15 protein-coding genes are annotated in these 21,793 nt (G+C 67.1%); 6 read left to right on the forward strand and 9 right to left on the reverse strand.

Annotation, left to right across the window (positions count from 1 at the left end):
* Window positions 1-215 precede the first annotated feature (215 nt).
* On the forward strand, window positions 216-1,721 hold the full coding sequence (locus tag C7C56_RS21765; protein WP_106759443.1) for an ATPase domain-containing protein: 1,506 nt from the start codon (window positions 216-218) through the stop codon (window positions 1,719-1,721).
* A gap of 13 nt (window positions 1,722-1,734) precedes the next feature.
* Window positions 1,735-3,264, forward strand: a complete 1,530-nt coding sequence (locus C7C56_RS21770; protein WP_106759444.1) for a hybrid sensor histidine kinase/response regulator — start codon at window positions 1,735-1,737, stop codon at window positions 3,262-3,264.
* Window positions 3,265-3,448: 184 nt separating this feature from the next.
* On the opposite strand, the gene C7C56_RS21775 is transcribed toward C7C56_RS21770, so the two are convergent.
* Together C7C56_RS21775 and C7C56_RS21780 are read right to left on the reverse strand one after the other, a co-directional pair.
* On the reverse strand, window positions 3,449-5,335 hold the full coding sequence (locus C7C56_RS21775; protein WP_106759445.1) for an MFS transporter: 1,887 nt from the start codon (window positions 5,333-5,335) through the stop codon (window positions 3,449-3,451).
* A 71-nt stretch (window positions 5,336-5,406) separates the two neighbouring features.
* Window positions 5,407-6,156 (reverse strand): helix-turn-helix domain-containing protein, encoded by a 750-nt coding sequence (locus C7C56_RS21780; RefSeq protein ID WP_106759446.1) that lies wholly within the window; start codon window positions 6,154-6,156, stop codon window positions 5,407-5,409.
* Window positions 6,157-6,417: 261 nt separating this feature from the next.
* On the opposite strand from C7C56_RS21780, the gene C7C56_RS21785 reads away from it, so the two are divergent.
* Window positions 6,418-6,834: a hypothetical protein gene (locus C7C56_RS21785; protein WP_106759447.1), complete on the forward strand. Its 417-nt coding sequence runs from the start codon at window positions 6,418-6,420 to the stop codon at window positions 6,832-6,834.
* A 53-nt stretch (window positions 6,835-6,887) separates the two neighbouring features.
* Here the strand turns inward: C7C56_RS21785 and C7C56_RS21790 are convergent, their stop codons facing one another.
* The 5 genes from C7C56_RS21790 to C7C56_RS28385 form a co-directional block, all read right to left on the reverse strand.
* Complete coding sequence (locus C7C56_RS21790) at window positions 6,888-7,430, reverse strand: DUF2812 domain-containing protein (RefSeq protein ID WP_106759448.1); 543 nt, start codon at window positions 7,428-7,430, stop codon at window positions 6,888-6,890.
* On the reverse strand, window positions 7,427-7,765 hold the full coding sequence (locus C7C56_RS21795; protein WP_229458920.1) for a PadR family transcriptional regulator: 339 nt from the start codon (window positions 7,763-7,765) through the stop codon (window positions 7,427-7,429). The genes C7C56_RS21790 and C7C56_RS21795 overlap by 4 nt, the downstream gene beginning before the upstream one ends.
* A gap of 161 nt (window positions 7,766-7,926) precedes the next feature.
* Window positions 7,927-9,249, reverse strand: a complete 1,323-nt coding sequence (locus tag C7C56_RS21800; protein WP_106759449.1) for a homoserine dehydrogenase — start codon at window positions 9,247-9,249, stop codon at window positions 7,927-7,929.
* A 105-nt stretch (window positions 9,250-9,354) separates the two neighbouring features.
* Window positions 9,355-10,584 (reverse strand): pyridoxal phosphate-dependent aminotransferase, encoded by a 1,230-nt coding sequence (locus C7C56_RS21805; RefSeq protein WP_106759450.1) that lies wholly within the window; start codon window positions 10,582-10,584, stop codon window positions 9,355-9,357.
* 147 nt (window positions 10,585-10,731) lie between these two features.
* Complete coding sequence (locus C7C56_RS28385; RefSeq protein ID WP_146204601.1) at window positions 10,732-10,911, reverse strand: hypothetical protein; 180 nt, start codon at window positions 10,909-10,911, stop codon at window positions 10,732-10,734.
* Window positions 10,912-11,054: 143 nt separating this feature from the next.
* On the opposite strand from C7C56_RS28385, the gene C7C56_RS21810 reads away from it, so the two are divergent.
* The 3 genes from C7C56_RS21810 to C7C56_RS21820 all read left to right on the forward strand — a co-directional run bounded on the left by C7C56_RS21810 (window position 11,055) and on the right by C7C56_RS21820 (window position 14,073).
* On the forward strand, window positions 11,055-11,441 hold the full coding sequence (locus tag C7C56_RS21810; protein ID WP_106759458.1) for an Mth938-like domain-containing protein: 387 nt from the start codon (window positions 11,055-11,057) through the stop codon (window positions 11,439-11,441).
* Window positions 11,442-11,561: 120 nt separating this feature from the next.
* Window positions 11,562-12,032, forward strand: a complete 471-nt coding sequence (locus C7C56_RS21815; protein WP_106759451.1) for a peroxiredoxin — start codon at window positions 11,562-11,564, stop codon at window positions 12,030-12,032.
* 229 nt (window positions 12,033-12,261) lie between these two features.
* Complete coding sequence (locus tag C7C56_RS21820; RefSeq protein ID WP_106759452.1) at window positions 12,262-14,073, forward strand: PhoH family protein; 1,812 nt, start codon at window positions 12,262-12,264, stop codon at window positions 14,071-14,073.
* Window positions 14,074-14,162: 89 nt separating this feature from the next.
* Here C7C56_RS21820 and C7C56_RS21825 read toward each other — a convergent pair whose 3' ends face one another.
* Complete coding sequence (locus C7C56_RS21825; protein WP_229458921.1) at window positions 14,163-14,975, reverse strand: FecR family protein; 813 nt, start codon at window positions 14,973-14,975, stop codon at window positions 14,163-14,165.
* Window positions 14,976-14,979: 4 nt separating this feature from the next.
* Window positions 14,980-21,780 (reverse strand): two-partner secretion domain-containing protein, encoded by a 6,801-nt coding sequence (locus tag C7C56_RS21830; RefSeq protein WP_106759454.1) that lies wholly within the window; start codon window positions 21,778-21,780, stop codon window positions 14,980-14,982.
* Window positions 21,781-21,793 lie beyond the last annotated feature (13 nt).

Here is a 21,793-nt window from a genome sequence, read left to right on the forward strand (position 1 = left end):
GTCGCAGCGGGAATTTACCGTGTCCCCGTCTTTCTCCAGCCTGCCCCGCCGCCCTTGCGCGGGATCAATGATCCAGCGGGCACGCAGCCCCGCCAACCTAGCCAAAAGAGTCACGTTTCCAGCTGAACTACATCACTTTTTCTGTTGATGTACCATTTCCCATAATCTGTTGCATTTAACAAATTCGTACTGACTAAAACGCGGGGAAACCCACCATGCAAAACCAAAACACGGACACCAAACGCTTTCTGTCGACCGGCGTACAGGGGCTCGACACCATCCTCGCCGGCGGCCTCACCAGCGACCGGCTCTACCTCATCGAAGGCGAGCCAGGCACCGACAAGACCACGCTCGCCCTGCAGTTCCTGCAAGAGGGCCTCCGCAACGGCGAATCGGTCATCTATATCACCCTCGCCGAATCCCAGGTCGAACTGCGCGCCGTCGCCCAGTCGCACGGCTGGAACATGGATGGCATCCATGTGGAAGACATCATCCCGAACGAGAACATCCTGCACCCGGACAACCAGTTCACAATCTTCCACCCCTCCGAGATTGAGATGGGCCTGACCACCCAGCGCATCCTCGAGGCGATCGAGAAATACAAGCCCTCGCGCGTCGTGCTCGACTCGCTGTCGGAGCTGCAGCTGCTCGCCGAGAGCCCGCTGCGCTACCGGCGCCAGGTGCTCGCGCTCAAGCAGTACCTGGCCGGCAAGGGCTGCACCACCCTGTTCCTCGACGACCGCACCGCCCTCTCGGGCGACCTGCAGGTGCGCAGCGTGGCGCACGGCGTCATCACGCTCGAACTGATCAACCAGGATTACGGCTCCGAGCGGCGCCGCGTGCGCATCGTCAAATACCGCGGCATCGCCTTCCGCGGCGGCACCCACGACTACAAGATCGTCACCGGCGGGCTGGTGGTCTTCCCGCGCCTGATCGCCGCCCACACCCGCGCCTACGTCAGCAACGCGCAGCTCTCGAGCGGCCCGGCCTCGCTCGACGCGCTCACCGGCGGCGGCCTCGACGAGGGCACCAGCACCCTGATCTCGGGCCCGCCCGGCACCGGCAAGTCCTCGCTGTGCGCCCAATACGTGTACGCGGCGACCCAGCGCGGCCAGAAGGCGGCCATGTTCCTGTTCGAGGAGGCCAGCAACAACCTGCTGCGCCGCTCGGCCGGACTGGGCATGGACCTGCTGTCGGCCATCGACCGCGGCATGCTCGACATCGTCCAGATCGACCCGGCCGAGATGGCGCCCGGTGAATTCATGCAGGCCGTCACCGCGGCCGAGGCCGGCGGCGCGCGCGTGATCGTCATCGACAGCCTCAACGGCTACCTCAAGGCGATGCCCGACGAGCGCTTTCTGGCCACCCACATGCACGAGCTGCTGACCTATCTGGGCCAGCGCGGCGTAGTCACCATTCTGGTCGGCGTGCAGACCGGGATCATCGGCGGCGCCATGAGCAGCTCGGTCGACGCCAGCTACATCGCCGACAGCGTCATCATGCTGCGCTACTTCGAGGCGCGCGGCAAGGTGCGCCAGGCGATCTCGGTGTTCAAGAAGCGCCTCGGCGTCCACGAACGCACGATCCGCTCGTTCAGCATGAGCGCCAAGGGCATCTTCGTGGGCGACGTGCTGACCAATTTCCACGGCATCCTGACCGGTGTCCCCACCTTCGACGACGAGCATTGCGGCGCCCTGCTCGACGACGAGGACGCGTGCTGACGGCGGGCCGCCCATGGAAAACCGCATTCTCATTTACGCGCCCACCGGCCAGGACGCGGCGCTCGCGTCCAAAATGCTGACCTTGTCCAAGGTCGACAACATGGTCGTCAAGAACGCGTCCGAGCTGTCCGAGCAGTTGCTGGCCGGGGCCGGCGCCGTGCTCACCGTCGAGGAGGCGCTGTCGCCGGGCGGGATCAAGGCGCTCGGAGACCATGTGCAGCGCCAGCCCGGCTGGTCCGACCTGCCGGTCATGCTGCTAACCCACCGCGGCCCCGATTCGCCCGGCGTGCGGCGCGCCATCGCCGCGCTCGGCAACGTCACCCTGCTCGAGCGCCCGGTGCGCACCCTCACCCTGATCACCTCGCTGCAGTCGGTGCTGCGCGCGCGCGCCAAGCAGTACCAGGTGCGCGAGACCGACCGCCGCAAGGACGAATTCCTCGCCAGCCTCGGGCACGAGCTGCGCAACCCGCTCGCGCCCATCCGCACCTCGATGGGCGTGCTCACCCACCTGTATCCGCAGCAGCCGCCCATCACCAAGGTCAGCGAGGTGATCGAGCGCCAGGTCACGCACCTGACGCGCCTGGTCGGCGACCTGCTCGACGTGGCCCGCATCAACAGCGGCAAGATCGAGCTGCAGCCGACCCACGTCACGTTCGCGGCCATCATCAACCACGTCGTCGAATTGTGCGCCGCGGCCGCCGCGGCCAAGCGCATCCGCATCGAACTGGCGCTGCCGCACGACGACATCCGGCTCTTCGCCGACTACGCGCGGGTGGTCCAGATCGTGGCCAACATCGTCACCAACGCGGTCAAGTTCACGCCCGAGGATGGCCACATCAGGGTCCACGCGCAGGTGGTCGCGGGCTGCCTCGAAATCAGCGTCAGCGACAGCGGCATCGGGCTCGACGCCGCCGCCGTGGGCCGCATCTTCACCATGCTCGAGCAAAGCCGGCCGCTGTCGGGGCAGATCCGCAGCGGCCTTGGCATCGGTCTGAGCCTGTCGCGCCAGTTCGCCGAGATGCACGGCGGCAGCGTGCACGCGCGCAGCGACGGCCCCGGCAAGGGCAGCGAATTCATCGTCAAGCTGCCGGTGGTGTCGAGCGTGGCGGCGCCGGGCCCGCGCGAGGCCGGGCTGGCCGACCTGGCCGAGTACCGGCCGCGCGTGCTGGTGGTCGACGACAACCGCGACGCCGCCGATTCGCTGCAGTTCATGTTCGAGATGGAGCACTGCGACGTCGACACCGCCTACGACGGCCACGCCGCCGTGCGCGCGGTCGAGCTGTCGATGCCCGACATGATCGTGATGGACCTGGGCATGCCCAGCATGCACGGCTACGAGGCGGCACGCCGGATCCGGCGCCATCCCGGCTCGCAGGCGGTGCTGATGATCGCGCTCACCGGCTGGGGCCAGAGCGACGCGCGCCAGCGCACCATCGAGGCCGGCTTCGACCACCATCTCGTCAAGCCGGTCAATTTCGACGAGATCCGCCAGCTCGCCAGCGCCCGCCTGCCCAAGGGCGCCGCGCTGCGCGGCGCGCTCTGAGAGGCTGAGAGTCTTTCGATCATGCCCGCTCAGCACGCCAGAAAGCGCCAGTTCGTCGTTGCAAATGCTCGCCATAGCCCGCTATGGCTGTGCTTTGCGCCTCGATCTGCCGCTTTCTGGCGGGCTGCTCGGGCACGCCCGAAAAACTCTCAGCCTCTGACGCCTCGATCCACCGGCCGGCGCCCTACTTCCAGTCGCCGCGCAGCGCCAGCACCTGCGCCTGCAGGTGCTCGGGGGTCGCGTCCTGCGGCGCCACCGGCAGGCCCACCGCCAGCGCCAGGCGCGAGCGCAGGCCGCGCGTGAACGAGCGCTCGAACAGCGCGCCCGGGTCGCGCGTGAGCATGCTGCCCCACAGGCCGCGCAGCGCCATCGGGATCACCGGCACCTTGCTGCGTTCGATGATCTTGCTGATCCCGCCCCGGAATTCGTTCATCTCGCCGGTCGTGGTCAGCCTCCCCTCGGGGAAGATGCACACCAGGTCGCCCTGGTGCAGCGCCTGCGCGATGTCGACATAGGCCTTCTCCATGAGCCACGGGTCCTCCTTGGCCGGGGCGATCGGGATCGCCTTGGCGGTGCGGAAGATCCAGCCCAGGAACGGCGTCTTGAAGATCCTGTGGTCCATCACGAAGCGGATCGGGCGCGGGCTGGCCGCGCCGATCACGAGCGCGTCGACATAGCTGACGTGGTTGCACACGAGGACGGCCGCGCCGTCCTCGGGGATGCGCTCGACGTCGATGGTCTTGACGCGGTGGACCGTGTGGATCAGCATCCAGGCCAGGAAGCGCATCAGGAATTCGGGCACCAGCGAGAACACGTACACGGCCACGAGCGCGTTGAGGATCGCGGTGGCGAGGAATATCTGCGGGATCGTGAAGCCGAGCGCGAACATGCCCATCACCGCGCCGGCCGAGGCGATCATGAACAGCGCGTTGAGGATGTTCATGCCGGCGATCGTGCGCGACATGTGGCTCGGCTCGCAGCGCGTCTGGATCAGCGCGAACAGCGGCACGATGTAAAAGCCGCCGAACACGCCGATCAGGACGATGTCGGCCAGGATCCGGATCACGCCGGCCTGCGCGAGCAGGGTCGACACCGTCACGGCGGCCGTGTTGGTGTAGCCCAGGCTGGCGAAGTAGAGGTCGATCCCGAACACGGTCAGGCCGATCGAGCCGAACGGCACCAGGCCGATCTCGACCTTGTGGCCCGACAGGCGCTCGCACAGCAGCGAGCCGAGGCCGATGCCGAGCGAGAAAACGGTCAGCAGCAGCACGAACACGCCGTAGTCGCCGTGCAGGTAGCTGCTCGCGTATAGCGGGAACTGCGACAGCATGATGGCGCCGTAGAACCAGAACCACGAGTTGCCCATCATCGACAGGAACACCGTGCGGTTCTTGCTCGAGAACGCGAGGTTGCGGATCGACTCGGCGAACACGTTGCCGCTGATTTTCAGGCCGGGCTCGGGCGCCGGCGAGGCCGGGATGCGCCAGCTCGCGGCCAGGCCGACCAAGGCCACGAGCACGGTGCCGGCCGCGACCAGCGCGATGCCCTGCGGCTTGACGGCGACGAGCAGCGCGCCCGAGATCTGGCCGAGCAAGATGCCGACGAAGGTGCCCATCTCGATCAGGCCGTTGCCGCCGACGAGCTCCTCGGGCTTGAGGTTTTGCGGCAGGTAGGCGTATTTGACGGGCCCAAACAGGGTCGAATGCATGCCCATGCCGACCACCGCGCCGATCAGCAGCCACAGGTTATGGCTCATCCAGCCGATGCCCGCCACCAGCATGATCGCGATCTCGATCAGCTTGACCGCGCGCGCCATGCGCGCCTTGTCGAACTTGTCGGCGAGCTGGCCGGCGGTGGCCGAGAACACCACGTACGGCAGGATGAACAGCGCCGGGATCATCACGTTGAGGGTCGCCGGGGCGATCGTGGTCCAGCTCAGGGCGTCGAAGGTGAGCATCACCAGCAGCGCCGTCTTGAACAGGTTGTCGTTGAAGGCGCCGAGGAACTGGGTCCAGAAAAACGGCCCGAAACGGCGTTGCGCAAGCAGGGAGAACTGGCTCGATTGACTCATTCTGGGAACTCGCTATCAGGGTGGTGGTTCAGTTTGAAATAAAATACCGCACTCGGGCCGGGCCGGCAAATCTAGCGCTTGCCGCCCGGTTGTTCGCGCAACAGCGCCTTGAACGCGCGCGGCACCCACGGCCGCGCCGCGACGATGAAGCTGACCGCGTGCTTGTGCTCGAGCGGCAAGCGCGTCTCGTGCTGGTGCTGCTGCGCGAACTCGTCGGCCACCTGGCGCAACCGCTCGAGCAGCGCCGCGCTCGACGGCTTCGACAGCATCACGTTCACCAGCCGCATCATCTCGCCCTCGCCGTCGAAGGCCGAATCGAGGTAGTCGCCTGACGCCTCGTGCCTGAAATACTGCTGGATCGGGCCGTTCGCGATCCAGCTGAAGGTGCGCGCGATCAGCAGCTTGACCCGGTTGTTCGGCTGCAGCGCCAAAAAGCCGATGCGGTCGAGCCGCAGCAGGTAGGCCGTCACCTCGGCCGGCGCCATCGCGTAGGCGCGCACGATCTCGTCGAAACCGATGTGGTTCATGACCGACACCGCCACCACCAGCAGCCGCGGGTCGCCGATGATCTCGCGCTCCTGCGCCAGCGTCAGGTGGACCACGGCGGCCGGCGCGCCCTGCGCCGCGCTGAGCTCGTCGAAGCCGATGCCGCTGGCGTCGAGCAGGTCGTCCAGCCGCTGCAGGGTGAAGTTCTTCTGTGAAAACATGCGCTTGACGCTCGCCTCCGACATGCCGATGCGTCCGGCCAGCTCGGCATAGGTGATGCCGCGCGCCTTGAGCAGGCGTTTCAAGGTGTCGACGAGTGTAATCGCATGCGGCATAAACATTTCCAAGGAGTCATCTGGTAGCGAATACTAATACTTATCGGGGCCAAAAGCGATACCGTGGCACAAATGATTGAGAATGTTCTGCGGCCGGACAAGAATGCGCGAGCACGTCATTCGCGCGAAGGCGGGAACCCATGGAACGGTAGCTCAAAGCAACTGCTCCTATGGGTCACCGCCAAGGGGGCGCCAAGTTCGACGACGCCATGCCCGACCCTGGCGGCATTGACCCGTCCGACCTTTTGCAAAGGAAGCACCATGAAATCATTGACCGCCTTGTTGCTCGCATGCGCGCTTGGCGGCGCCAACGCCGCCGCGCCCGGCGACGAGCTGTCGACCGCGTCGGCGCTGGTGGCCGGCGGCGGCGCCTTGGTCGTGTTCGGGTCGCTGTCGGCCGTGGCCGCCTCGGGCGAGGCGGTCGTCACCAGCGTCGAGGCGGTGGGCGGGTCGACCGTGGTGCTGCTCGCGAGCGCCTCCGACACCGCCAGCGCGGCCGTCAAAATCGGCGCGCGCGGCGCGCGCGGCGCCTCGCTCGCGGTGGGGCAGACGGTGAGCGTGGTGGCCATGTCGACCGGCCACGCGCTGGTGGCGTCGGGCGAGGTGGTTGCCTTCGTGCCCAACGCGATCGGCGGGGAACCGCTGCGCCACTCGCGCGTGGACAGCGCGCGCCGCTGAGCTTTTTTCGGCCTGGCCGCGCGCGCTGCCCGGATGCGCCGCCAGGCGCATGCTCAGGACTGGGCCGCGCCCGCCTGCCCGATGCGTCTGGCCAGGCGGACGCACGAGTAGCCGATCAGCGGAATCCAGAGCGCCGCGGCGGCGCCGGCGAGCGCGAGGAACTGCCACGAGAGCTGCGCCAGCATCTTTTCCTTGTCCACCACCACTATCGCCACCATCATCGGCAGCGCGCTCATGAGCAAGGCGGCCAGCACGCGCTCGAAGCGTTTGGTCTTCGACGCGGTGTCGGTGAAGATCTCGGGCGCCTTGCCGTCCACCACGGCCTTGCGCCAATACTCCCATCCGCTGTAGCCGAGCGCGAGCTCCCAGCCCGCGTCCTGCATCAGTTGGCGGTAGTCGGCCTTGACGGGCGCGCCGGGAAAGTCGATCCGGTACGCCACGTCGGCCGCCGGGCCCTTGCGGAAGGTCCAGCGCGACAGGATATTGAAGCCTTGCAGATGCAGCCCCTGGCGCGCCATCTCGCGCAGCCATTGCTCCTGCTGCAGGTCCTGGTCCGGCCAGAAAAACCTAAATATCGTCACTGTGTTGCCGCTCATATTACCGCCCCCTTGTTAAGGATTGAGAGTGCCAATTGGCCGTTGTGGACCATGATCGCGAGGCGCCGGACGTGTTCGGCCAGCACCCGCCTGCCCTTGTCGGTCAGCGCGTAGGTCTTGCGGCGCTCCTCTTCGCTGACCTTGTCGATCAGGCCCTGTTTTTCCAGCGTGGTGAAGGCGCCGTACAGCGTGCCCGGCCCGATCACGACGCTGCCCTCGCTGATCGCCTCGACCTTTTGCATGATGGCGTAGCCGTGCAGCGGCACGTCGAGCGCGACCATCACATAAAAGGTCGCCTCGGACAACGGCAGGTACTTCGCATAGTTGATTTCCAAACGGTCCTCCCTGGGTCAGGTGTCGCTATACCGCGATTCGCTATATCGACAGTCGATATGTTATCAGGGGCAAATTTAATGTCAACAAGAAAAAAGGGGGGGGGGGGCGTAAACGACAAAAGCCTGCCGGATTGGCAGGCTCGTCGGGGCGCCAGGCTTGCTTAACTCAGGTTCTCGAGCCGGATCTTGGTGACCTTGCCGACCACCGTGTCGAGCGCCTCGACCTTGGCGATCGCCGTGTCGATGTTCTTCTCCTGGGTCTGGTGCGTCAGGATGATGATGTCGGTGCGGGTCTCGCCCTCGCCCGGCTCCTTTTGGAGCACCGCGTCGATCGAGATGCGCCCGTCGGCCAGGATGCGGGTCAGGTCGGCCATCACGCCCAGCTGGTCCTTCACGTACACGCGCAGGTAGTAGCTGGTGGTGATCTCGGACATCGGCAGGATGGCGACGTCGGTCATCTGGTTCGGCTGGAACGCCAGGTGCGGCACCCGGTTGCCCGGGTCGGCCGTGGCCAGGCGCGTGATGTCGACCAGGTCGGCGATCACCGACGAGGCGGTCGGCTCGGCGCCGGCGCCCCTGCCGTAATACAGGCTCGCGCCGACCGCGTCGGCCTGCACCAGCACCGCGTTCATCGCGCCCTCGACGTTGGCGATCAGCCGCTTGGCCGGGATCAGGGTCGGGTGCACGCGCAGTTCGATGCCCTCGACGCCGTCGACCATGGCGCGCTTGGTGATGCCGAGCAGCTTGATGCGGTAGCCCAGTTGTTCGGCGTAACGGATGTCCACCGCCTGCAGGGCGCTGATGCCCTCGACGTGCGCCTTGTCGAACTGGACCGGGATGCCGAAGGCGATCGCCGACATGATCGTCACCTTGTGCGCCGCGTCCACGCCCTCGATGTCGAAGGTCGGATCGGACTCTGCGTAGCCGAGCGCCTGCGCCTGTTTGAGCACGGTGTCGAAGTCAAGCCCCTTGTCGCGCATCTCGGACAGGATGAAATTGGTGGTGCCGTTGATGATGCCGGCGACCGACTCGATGCGGTTGGCGGTGAGCCCCTCGCGCAGCGCCTTGATGATCGGGATGCCGCCGGCCACGGCCGCCTCGAACGCGACCATCACGCCCTTCTCCTGGGCCGCCGCGAAAATCTCGTTGCCGTGCAGGGCCAGCAGGGCCTTGTTGGCAGTGACCACGTGCTTGCCGTTGGCGATGGCGCGCATGACCAGTTCGCGCGCGATGCCGGTGCCGCCGATGAGCTCGATGATGATGTCGATCTCGGGATTGTCGACCACCTCGAACGGGTCGTTGACGACCTGGCACTGGCCGCCGGTTTTTTCGGTCGTGGCGGCCACGTTGCGGGCCGAGACCATGACGATCTCGATGCCGCGGCCGGCGCGCCGGCGGATCTCCTCCTGGTTGCGCCTAAGCACGTTGAACGTTCCGGCACCGACGGTGCCGACGCCTAGCAAGCCTGCTTTGATGGGTTTCATGTCGTGCTCTCTTCTGCTCTGTTGTTGCGGTGTGGGCGGCGCCCCGGGGGCGCGCGCCCGATTGTGTGGTGGCCGCGGTGGCGCGGTGGCCGCGGTGGCGGGTGCCTAGCCGCGGCCGTGGCGCCGCCGGTAGCCCTCGAGGAAGCGCGCGATGCGTCCGCAGGCGTCGGTCAGGTCGTCCGAATTGGGCAGGAACACGAGCCGGAAATGGTCCGGCGCGATCCAGTTGAAACCGGTGCCCTGCACCAGCAGCACCTTCTCCTCGGACAGCAGGTCGAAGCAAAACTGCTGGTCGTCCGCGATCGGGTACATGACCGGGTCGAGCTTGGGGAACATGTACAGCGCCGCCTTCGGCTTGACGCAGGTGACGCCCGGGATGTCGGTGAGCAGCTTGTGGGCCAGGTCGCGCTGGCGCAGCAGGCGCCCGCCCGGGCCGACCAGGTCGGCGATACTCTGGTAGCCGCCGAGCGCGGTCTGGATCGCGAACTGGCCCGGCGCGTTCGAGCACAGGCGCATCGAGGCGAGCATGTCGAGGCCCTCGATGTAACCCTTGGCGTGGCGCTTCTCGCCCGACAGCACCATCCAGCCGGCGCGGTAGCCGCACGAGCGGTAGTTCTTGGACAGGCCGTTGAAGGTGACGAACAGGACGTCGTCGGCCAGCGAGGCCATCGAGACGTGCTCGGCCTCGTCGTAGAGGGTCTTGTCGTAGATCTCGTCGGCGTAAATGATGAGCTGGTGCTGGCGCGCCAGTTCGATGATCTCGAGCAGCACCTCGCGCGGGTACAGCGCGCCGGTCGGATTGTTGGGGTTGATGACCACGATCGCCTTGGTGTTGGGCGTGATCTTGCGGCGCATGTCGTCGAGGTCGGGATACCAGCCGGCCTGCTCGTCGCACACGTAGTGGACCGGGTTGCCGCCCGACAGGCTCACGGCCGCGGTCCACAGCGGGTAGTCGGGCGCGGGCACGAGCACCTCGTCGCCGGTGTTGAGCAAGCCGTTCATGCTCATGACGATCAGTTCCGAGGCGCCGTTGCCCAGGTAGATGTCGTCGATCGTGACGCCGGCGATGTTCTTGGACTGGGTGTAGTGCATGACGGCCTTGCGCGGCGCGAACATGCCCTTGGAATCGGTGTAGCCGGCCGCGCCCTGCATGTTGAGGATCATGTCGTGGACGATCTCGTCGGGCGGGTCGAAGCCGAACACGGCCAGGTTGCCGATGTTGAGCTTGATGATCTTGTGCCCGTCCTCCTCCATCTGGCGCGCCTTCAGGAGCGCCGGGCCGCGGATCTCGTAACACACTTCATCCAACTTGGTCGATTTGAGGATCGGTCGCAAAATTATTCTTCCTGTACGGTGGCGCGTTTATGTTGCAGTGCGAAAAATACCATTCTGCCCAATGGGGGCGATTTAATCAACCGCCAAAAAGCGTTAACAGGGGCCGATAGCTTAAATTAGGCCGCGTTTGGCGTCGATACGATTCAGTTATGACCAGATGCACGCAAAATCTGAATCACGGCGATCCGCGCCAAGAAAAAACCCCGTCATTCCCCACGGAAACCAAAAAAAATCCCCGTCATTCCCGCGCAGGCGGGAACCCATTCTGAGCCCGTCCATACGCGTCAATTTTCCCTTTTGACCGGCGACCTGAACGGTCAGATCCATCTGCGGCGCATGTGTGCAAACTCCGCATGGGCAAACGCGCGGGTTTGCGCTTGCGCGGGAATCGCGCGCGGTGGGCGCGCAAACTCGCGCTTTTCTGGCGTTTGTGGCATGCTAACGCCCACACCGAACACCATCCCAGACCCATGAAGCTCCACCCAAGCACCAACTCGCAATACCAGACCGTCACCGGCTACGACGCCAGCGGCGTCGAGATCAACGCCGTGCGCTTCGCCTACAGCCTCACCCTGATGCCCGAGCACCCCCCGCGCGCCTGGGACGTGGCGCGCTTCGAGGACCTTACGGCCGAACATTTCGCCGCCATCGAGGCCGAGCTGCCCGACGTCGTCATCCTCGGCACCGGCGAGCGCCAGCGCTTCGCCCACCCGCGCCTGGTCGCCGGCCTGGCCGCGCGCCGCATCGGCGTCGAATGCATGGACAACAAGGCCGCCTGCCGCACCTACAACATCCTGATGGGCGAGGGCCGCAAGGTCACGCTGGCGCTGATCATCGATCCGGCCGCGGCGCGCTAGCCCCGCCGCCCGCAAAATTAACTTGAATGGCAATAACTCGCCCCCATATGGCGAGAAGTCCGCAAATCGGTGCCACTGACGGACACATCACCCCGGCGCCGCCCTTTCAGGAGAGAACCTGTGGCTGACAGCCAATCCCCAGCAACCGTAAGCGATTTTTCCGCCCCCATGACGGGCGGGCACGACTTTGCGCTCGGCGGCCGCCCCGCCAAGTACACCGTGCTGTATTTCTACCCCAAGGACAACACGCCCGGCTGCACCACCGAAAGCATCGCCTTCCGCGAACTGCATCCGCGGTTCCTCGCCGCCGGCACCGAAATCTATGGCGTCAGCCGCGACTCGATGCGCTCGCACGACAGTTTCAAGGGCAAGCTCGGGCTGCCGTTCGAACTGATCTCCGACCCCGACGAGGCCGTCTGCCTGCGGTTCAATGTCATGAAGCTCAAAAATATGTATGGCAAACAAGTGCGCGGGGTCGAGCGCAGTACGTTTGTAATTGACGCTGGGGGCAAATTGGTGAAAGAATGGCGGGGCGTGAAAGTTCCACAACACGCCGAGGAAGTGCTCGAGTTTGTGCAGAGCCTGCCGTAAAGCCAGGCGCCAATTGATCAACCTGCTTTAAAACTTGATTGCATTCATCACATTTTGAGTCCATCCGTTCTCGTCTTGCACGATCCGTTTCGGGCCGCCCGCCGGCCCGGCCTCCCGTCCGCGAGCCCGCGCGACAATTTGCAGTTCGCACATTCAGCATCGACCCCGCCGCCCCGGCACGCCCCGGGCGACGCGCCCTCCCCTCGACATTTTTCAGACTGAGACCCAGATGCCACTGCCAAAAATTCCAACCAAGCCGGCCGCGCTGCTGCTGGCCAAAGATTATCCAAAAGCCGAACGGGCCAACAAGCCCGGCGTGCACGCCGTCGCCAAGGCCGCGCCGGCTCCGCTCGCGCCGGTCGCGCCGATCACACAACTGGCGCCCGTCGAGGAGCTGACCGTCGCCAAGCCGGCCGCCGCGCCCAAGGCCGCCAAGCCGGCCGCCAAGGCCAAGGCGCCCGCCGTGCTCGAGGTGGTCGCCACGCCCGCAGCCGCGCCGGCCGCGCACGCCAAGCCCGCCGGGCGCGGCAAAGAGAAGCCCGAGGCCGACCTCGACGCGCCGCACCCGCCCAGGCACAAGCCGGTCGAGGCCGGCGTCAAGTCGTCCACCAGCCGCCATGCGGACCAGGCCGGCATCACGAAGATGTTCGTGCTCGACACCAACGTGCTCATGCACGACCCGTCGTCGCTGTTCCGCTTCGAGGAGCACGACGTCTACCTGCCGATGATGACGCTCGAGGAGCTCGACGACCATAAAAAGGGCATGTCCGAGGTCGCGCGCAACGCGCGCCAGGTCTCGCGCACGCTCGACGCGCTGGTCGGCGCCATCGACGACGGCGCCATCGAGGCCGGCATCCCGCTGTCCAAGCTGGGCAACAAGGACGCCAAGGGCCGCCTGTTCTTCCAGACGCGCCTGCAGAACGGCCCGACCCTGCCCGAAGGCCTGCCGGTGGGCAAGGCCGACAACCAGATCCTCGGCGTGGTGCGCAACCTCGGCGCCGAGCAGCCGGGGCGCGCCATCGTGCTGGTGTCGAAGGACATCAACATGCGCATCAAGGCGCGCGCGCTGGGCCTGCCGGCCGAGGATTACTTCAACGACCATGTGCTCGAGGACACCGACCTGCTCTATTCGGGCATCGTGCAGCTGCCCGACGACTTCTGGAACAAGCACGGCAAGGACATGGAGTCGTGGCAGGAGAACAAAAACGGCAGCTCGGCCACCTTCTACCGCGTCACCGGCCCGACCGTGCCGACGCTGCTGGTGAACCAGTTCATCTACCTCGAGCCCAAAAACGGCGAGGCGCCGTTCTACGGCCAGGTCAAGTCGATCACGGGCAAGACCGCCGTGCTGCAGACGCTGCGCGACTTCAGCCACAGCAAGAACAATGTCTGGGGCGTGACGGCGCGCAACCGCGAGCAGAACTTCGCGCTCAACCTGCTCATGAACCCCGAATGCGACTTCGTCACCCTGCTCGGCCAGGCCGGCACCGGCAAGACCCTGCTCGCGCTCGCGGCGGGCCTGGCCCAGGTGCTCGAGACCAAGCTCTACAACGAGATCATCGTCACCCGCGTGACGGTGCCGGTGGGCGAGGACATCGGCTTCCTGCCGGGCACCGAGGAGGAGAAGATGTCGCCATGGATGGGCGCCTTCGACGACAACCTCGAGGTGCTCAACAAGTCCGACTCCGACGGCGGCGAGTGGGGCCGCGCGGCCACCCAGGACCTGATCCGTTCGCGCATCAAGATCAAGTCGCTCAACTTCATGCGCGGGCGCACTTTCGTCAACAAGTTCCTGATCATCGACGAGGCCCAGAACCTCACGCCCAAGCAGCTCAAGACGCTCATCACGCGCGCCGGTCCCGGCACCAAGATCCTATGCCTGGGCAACATCGCGCAGATCGACACGCCCTACCTGACCGAGGGCTCGAGCGGCCTGACCTACGTGGTCGACCGCTTCAAGGGCTGGTCGCACAGCGGCCACGTCACATTGGCCCGCGGCGAGCGTTCGCGCCTGGCCGACCACGCCAGCGAAGTGCTTTAAGTCAAGGCGGGCGCCCTCGGGCGCCCAAGCAAAAAACCCTGTGCGCCGCGAGGCCCACAGGGTTTTTTTTGGTTCGGCGGCAAGGCCGTTCAGCGCACTTCGCAGTCGACCGTGTCGGGCTTGGGTTGGTTGTTGTTGCCGGCGTTGGGGTTATTTGACATATTGAACGCCGGCGGCGGGCTGAATTGGAGGTTCGGATTGTTCGGCACGATGATCGGCGGCTGCCCGAAACGCGGGACGAAACCGAACTGGCCGCTGCTGAACAATTGGCTGCCGCCGGCATTGCTGACGATGATCGAGCCGTCGATGACGAACAGGTGCAGGCCGGGCTTGAGGCCGCCGGGGTTCGGCGCCGTCGGCTTGGGCGGGTTAAGCTGCGCCAATTGCAGCGGCACCACGCCGGCGGGCGCGCCGCCGATGCCCGCCGTGCTCGCGAACAGATGCGCGTTCCTGGCCGCCAGCGCCGCCTCGGTCTCCTCGACATACTCGACATTGAAGGTGGTGCCGCGGATGCCGATCGTCGCCACCGGGGTGCGCAGCAGGAACTTCTCCTTGTTGCGCCGGCCCAGCAGGCCGGTGATCGAGCGCAGCCCGCCTTTGAGCAGGCTGAAGGTGGCGCTGTCCTTGGCCGGCGCGCCGGCGTCGAAGGCGAAGCTCTCGACCTTGAAGGTGGTGCCCGGCTTGATCGTGATCTCGCTGTCGTCGATGAACTTGATGCGGGCATAGGTGTTCCTTTCGGACACCAGGGTGTCGCCCTCCTCCACCTCCGAGCGCAGCGCGAGCACCTTGACCACACCGCTGGCCTTCTTGGCCAGCAACGGCCCGCTCAGGTTGACCACCGTGCCGGCCACCTGGGCGGCGAACGCCAGCGCGCTCGCACACCAAAGGATGAGCAACAGCAAGCCCTTAGTTGCAATATGTTTTCTTGCGAACATCTTTTACCTCTCCAAGTGGTTTGGTTCCCGCATCAGCCTTCTGGTCCTTCGTATCGTCCACCTTGTCGCCCGGTTCGCTCGGCGGCGGCGGCGGCGGCGGCAGGCCGCCCGTGCCCACGCCTTGTGTCGTTGTGTTGACGATCTGGTTCGTGTTGTTGACGACCGGCTGCAGGGGCAGCTGGCCCGATTGCGGGGTCGGCGGCACCACGATCTGGCAGCCCGGCGTGGTCGGGTTGGCCACGCAGGCGCTCACCGGCGGCAACACCGCCGTGCAACCCTGCAGGGTCGGACTGGCAACGCACTGGGCCAGCGTCGGCAGCACGACGGCGCAACCGGCAAGGGTCGGCGTCGCGGTGCACTGGCTCAGGGTGGGCAGCACCGAAACGCAACCGGCAATGGCCGGGTTGGCCACGCACTGGGCCAACGTTGGCAAGACCGCCGAGCAGCCGGCCATTTGCGGGCTGGCCACACACTGCGACAGGGTTGGCAATACCACCGAGCAACCGGCCAGGGTGGGATTGGCGGTGCATTGGGCCAGGGTCGGCAAGACCACGCTGCAACCGGCGGCCGCTGGATTGGCGATGCATGTCTGCACCGATGGCAGCACCACCGCGCAACCCTGCGTCGCCGGAGCGGAGACGCAGTGGGCGAGCGCCGGCAGCACGACGCTGCAACCGGACAGGGTGGGAGTGGACATGCAGGTTGCCAGACTCGGCAACACCACGCTGCAACCGGCGGTCGCTGGCGACACGATGCAGGTCGTCAGCGACGGCAGCACCACGCCGCAACCGGCGGTCGTCGGCGACGCGATGCAGATTGCCAGGCTCGGCAATACCACGCTGCAACCGGCGGTCGATGGCGACGCTATGCAGGTCGTCAGCGGCGGCAACACCGCGCTGCAACCGGCGGTCGATGGCGACACGATGCAGGTTGTCAGCGACGGCAGCACCACGCTGCAACCGGCGGTCGATGGCGACGCGATGCAGGTCGTCAGCGGCGGCAACACCGCGCTGCAACCGGCCAGGGTCGGGCTGGCGATACAGGCGCTCAGCGACGGCAACACCACGCCGCAGCCAGCGGTCGCCGGCGCCGCGGTGCAGGTCGCCAGCGACGGCAACACCACGCCGCAGCCGGCGGTGGTCGGCGCGTCCATGCAAACGGCCAACGATGGCAATACCACGCTGCAACCGGCCAGCGCCGGATTGCTGGTGCAGGCGTCCAGCGTCGGCAGCACGGCCGAGCAGCCATAGGTCGACGGCGCGGCGATGCAGGTGGCCATCGACGGCAGCAAGGTGGCGCAGTTGGGGCCGGCCGGGTTTGCGATGCAGGCGTCGGTCGCGGCCGAGATGACAACGGCGCAACCGAACAGCGCCGGATTGGCGATGCAATCGGTGATCAGCGGGGCCGCCGAGCGCGAGATCAGGCCGCCGGTGGTGACCGAACCGGCGGCCTCCGACAGCTGGCCGCCGGCCGTCAGGCTGATGTTGCCCGTGCCCGAGGTCACGCGCCCGCCCTGCACGATTGTCAGATTGCCGCCGTTGCCGGCGCTCAGGCTGATGGCGCCGCTGCTGGTCTCGACCACGCCGGTGGAGGTGACGGTCAGCGGGCTGTGCGTGGCGAGCGTGACGGCGCCGGCGTTGGCCTTGACGGTGCCGGCCACGTTCATCGCGCCGTAGTTGTTGATCGTGATCGCGCCGCTGTTGCTGGCGTCGAGCTGCTGGACGTCGTTCACCGTCAGCGGGCCCGGCGTGGCGAAGTTGTTGCGGATGTTGATCGGCGCGGTGCCATTGGCGGCCGTGTTTTCGGCGAACAGGTACTGCGCCTGCGTCTCGATCGGCGCCAGCGCGGTGCCGATGCCGTAGTGCGAACTGAGCGCCACCGATTCGCCGCGCACGACGCCGCTGGCGTTGCCGAAGATGCCAGCCGGGCCCGAAAGCGACACGGCCTGCCCCTGCAGCGGCGCGTTGACGGTGATCTTGCCGGTTTCGGCGCCGAGCACGAGCACGCCGGGCGCCTTGACGGCGCCGTTGACGTTGATGTCGGAGGCGCCAAGGTAGAGCTGGCTCAGGCCGGCCTTGGCGCTCAGGTCGAGCGCGCCGACCACGTCCAGGACGCTGCCTTTGAGCTCGGTGTTGTCGAACACCGTGATCAGCTGCGCGTTGATGCCCTGCAGTTCGGCCTCGCTCAGGCCCAGCGTCAGGGTCGAATCGGCCGCGCCGGCGCCGACCGAGATGCTGCGCGCCGAGGTGTGCGGCGAGAAAATCACATTGCCGGTCGGCGCGTTGAGCATCGCGCCGGGGGCCAGTTCGACTTGGTCGGCGACCACCTGCATGATGCTGCCGACGTTGACGGCGCTGCCGGCCTGCACCTTGACGCTGCCGGTCGAGGGCGTGCTCGCATACAGGTTCACGCCCGCGCCGCTGACGGTTGCGGCCGTGGCGCCGCCGAGCGCGATCGAGCCGGCGTGCAGGTTGACATAGCCGGCGCCCGCGTCGAGCGCGTTGACCACCGTGAGCAGGCCGGGGGTGCTGATGTCGATGCTCGACTGCGCCGTCGGCGCGGCCAGGCTCAGGCCCTTCGAGAAGTAGCCCAGCGTGAGCGCCTGGTTGTTGTTGAAGCCAAGCGTCTGGGCGCTGCCGGCCAACGAATTGACGAGGTTGCCCGCGCCCGACAGCAAGGCGGCGCCCTGGGTGTTGAGGCTCAGATTGTTGCCGGCGAGCATAGACGACTGGACCTGGCTGATCGCGGTGGCCGCGGCCAGCGTGAGATTGCCGGCGCCCGCCTGCAGCGTCGAGCTGCCGGTCAGCGACAGCGTGCCGGTCCCGCCCGACAGGTTGATGTCGCCGCCGTTCGAGCCGATCTGGCCGGACACGTCGAGCCCGGCGTCGGAGGCGAGGTTGACGGCGCCGCCGTTGGTCTGGACGTTGCCCTGCACCAGCATGGAGCCGGAGTTGCTCAGCGTGATGGCGCCCGCGTTGGCGGCGCCGCTTTGCAAGAGGCTGCCCACCACCAGCGCGCCCGGCGCGGCCAGGTTGCTGCGGATGTTGATGGGGAGCTTGCCGCCGGGCGCGTGGTTTTCGACGTCGAGCATCTTGGTCTCGATCTCGATCGGGGCCAGCGCGGAGCCGATATTGCCTTGCGAGAGAAGGAACACGGAGTCGAGGCCGCGCGCGAGGCCAGCGCCGTTGATGCCCTTGTGTCCGGTCAACGCGACGCGCTGGGCCTGCACCACGTTGTTGAGCGCGAGCGAGCCGGTTTGGGCCGTGAGCGTCAACTGCCCGGGCAGCTTGAGCGCGCCGTTGACATTGAGGTCCGAGCCGAGCAAGGTGGCGTACGCCAGGTTGGCCGACGCGCTCAGGTCGAGCCCGCCGACGATATTGATCACGTTGCTCATCGGCTCGGAGATGCCGAACACGTTGAGCGCCTGCGCGTTGACCATCCGCAGTTCGGCTTCGCTCAAGCCAAGCGTGGTCCCGCTGTCGAGCGCGCCGGCGCCGATCTCGATCACGCGCCCCGGCGAGACCGGTTGGAACTGGACCGTGCCCGTTGGCGAGTTGAGCTGGGCGCCGGTGTCGAGGTGGACCTGGTCGGCGCTCACGTTGAGCGCATAGGCGGCATTGACGGAGTTACCCGCGAGCACAGAGAAACTGCCGGTCCCGGGCGCGGTGGCGTGCAGGGCGACATGGCCGCCCGTGAGCGCCACGGGCGCGCTGGTCGTGGCCGTGGCCGTGGCCGTGGTCGTGGTCTGCTCGGTCTGCGCCAGGGCGCCGATCCGGATCGAATCGGCGCCCAGGCTCAGGTTGCCGATGCCGGCGTCGAGATTGCCCTTGACCGTGATCTGGCCGAGCGTCTCGACCGACAGGAAGGAACCGAGCGACGGCTTGACCAGCGATATGCCGTGCGCGTCCGCGCCCAAGTCGAGCGACTGCCCGTTCCTGAACGCGAACGAGCTCCCGCTGCCGGCCAGCATGCGCACCAGGTTGCCCGACGAGGTCAGGTACACGTCGCCCGGCGCATTGGCCACCACGCCGTAGGCCTTGAGCGGCGCGTCGTTGTTCTGGCCGATGCCGGCGCTCGAACCAAGCCTGATGGTGCCGGCGGCGCTGATGCCCGCGATGCCGTTGCGGCTTTGCACGGAGACCTGGTTGTTCGAGTTGAAACGGAAGTCGCCGTAGTCGGCGCGTCCGGCGACCACGCCCACCATGTTGGGCCCGCCCAGGTCGACCGACACGCCGGTCGCGGTCAGGGACGTGCCCCCCAGCATGCCGGGGCCGTCCAGGCTCGCGCCCTGGTAGATGTAGCCGCCGGGCGCCTCTAGCGCGATCAGGCCCGGGCTCGTCAACGCGGCGTTGATATTGATGTCGCCGTTGCCCGATTTGAGCGCGAGCGCGTCCGTCGACGATCCCAGCAATGCCGCGTTGATGCCCCCGGTTACCGTGATCGGCGCGTGGCGGCCGGCCTCGACGCCGATGTGCAGCTGCCCCGTCGCCAGCCGGTCCAGTTCGCCCTGGTCGAAGGCGAGCACGCCGGCGCGGTCGGCCGCGGCCGCGCCGAGCTCGACCGCGGTGAAGTCGGTGGTCGGGCTCAGCGCGATCAGGCCGGCGCTGGCCTTGCCCGCGATCGCGATGTTGTCGGCGCGCATCAGGATGCCGTCGGCGAACAGCTCGGCGCCCGCGTGGAGCGTCATGCCGGCGCCGCCAAGGGTCTTCAGGCTCAACAGGCTGCGCCCGGTGCCTGCGGGGCGCAGGTCGATCCCCGCGTACAAGTCGAGCGAACCCTGACTGCTCAGTTCGAGCGAGCCGAGCATGCCCGGGTCGGGAGAGAACGCGGCGTCGAGCCGGAAGTTGCCCGCAGAGCCGCCGCTGATGGCCAGCTTGGACGCGTGGATGTTGCGCAAATGCGCGGGCGTGAGCGTGAGCTGGCTGGCGCCGCCCTCATTGCCGATCACGGTGTTGCGCAGCGCCGAGTATGGCGCGATCGCGACCGTGCCGGCGCCGGCGGCGGCGCCCGCGTCGAGCACGCCGTCGAGGGTGATGTTGTCGGCTCTGAGCGAGAATTGGCCGCTGCCCGTCAGCGCCGAACCGAGCCCGAAATTGATGCTCCCCTCGCCGCGGTTGACGCTCAGGTCGGCGCCGCCGGCGCCGGTTTGCACGAGGACGTTGTTGCCGATGAAAACGTCGCCGCCCGTCAGGAACAATTTGCTGCCGTTGGTGTTGACGTCCGCCTGCAGGTACACATACCCCCTGCCGCTCTGGGAGGTCGTCAGCGCGCTGTTGGCCGACAGCGTCAGTGCGCCGCCGCCGCCGATGTTTAGCGGGGCGGTCACATTGATGATGTTGCCCGCGTGCGCGGTCAGGCTCACGCCGGCGCCGAGCATGTTGACCGGGCTGCTGAAGGTGATGTCGTTCATCGCCTGCAGCACCACCGAGCTTTGCGCGTTGTTAAGCAGATCGGGATGGATGTAGGTCACGCCCTGCGAGGCGCCGGCCGCGAACGCGTCGGCGTCCGACAGCTGCGCGGTGCCGCGGGTGTTGATCTCGATGTCGTACGGGTCGAGCAGCCATTTGCCGATGCCGCCCGTGAGCGAGCCGGCGTCGACGTACACGCCGGTGACGTCGAGGTGGTGGCCCGAGGTCTCGACCAGGCCGCCGCCGTCGACGCCGCGCGCCGAGATGCGCCCGTAGGCGCGCGTGGTGGCGTCGCCCCACAGCACCACGGTGCCGCCCTTGCCCGAGCCGAGCGCGTCGGCGCGGATCACGGCGTCCTTGCCGAAATAGGTGTTTTGCGCGTTCATCACGCGCGCGTTGGCGCCCTGGTAGTCGCCGCCGACGAGCACCTTGCCGCCGCCGGTGGCGCCGCTGGCGTCGACCAGCGCGTCGCCCATCAGGCCCACGCGCCGGCCCAGCACCTCGATCGCGCCGCCGCTGCCGTCGCCGATGGCGCTCGTCACGCTGCCCGCGCCGAGCACGGTGTCGCCCGAGGCGCGCAGCACGATCTTGCCGTTCGCGCCCATCTGCGCGCTATCGGCGTTGACCACGCCGCGCTGGTTGACCAGCGCGCCATAGATGCCGACCTGGCCGCCGTGGGCGATGATCCGGCCCAGGTTGATGGCGCCGCTCGACGGCGCCGACACCACCACGTGCAGGCTCGGGTCGCCCGCGTCGACCAGTTGCACGGTGTGGCCGGCGGCCAGCACGACCTCGCCGTTGGGCGCTGTGACCACGCCGTTGTTCTCGACGTTGGGCGCGATCAGGAACACGCGCCCGCCGGCGGCGGCGTTGATGCGCCCGTCGTTGACGAGCGCGCCGGCGGCCGGGCCGGCCTGGAATTTATGCTTGCCCGACAAGAAGTCGGCGTTGCTCATGTTGAGCGTCGAGGCGGCCAGGCCGCCGACGTCGACGCGCGCGCCGGCGCCGAACATGATGCCGTTCGGGTTGATCAGGAACACCCGCCCGTTCGACTGCAGCGCGCCGAGGATGCGGGTCGGGTCCTGCCCCAGGATCCGGTTGAGCACGGCGCTGCTGGCGCTCTCCTGCACGAAGCGGGTGATCTCGCCGGCCTCAATCGAGAACGAATCCCAGTTGATGATCGTGTTCGGCGTGTTGGTGATCGTGTACACGTTGCCGTTCTGGGTGAAGGTGGCCGCGCCGTTGACCACCTGAGGGCTTTTGGGCGCGCCCTGGGTGCCGGCGCAGGCGGCGCCGACGAGCAGCGCGAGCACGCAGCGCTTGAACAACTGGCGGCGCGGCTGGGATGGGGTGGTGTTTTTCATTTTTATTCTCCGG

This window comes from Massilia glaciei, from assembly GCF_003011895.2.
In the GTDB taxonomy this organism is placed as follows: domain Bacteria; phylum Pseudomonadota; class Gammaproteobacteria; order Burkholderiales; family Burkholderiaceae_D; genus Telluria_A; species Telluria_A glaciei.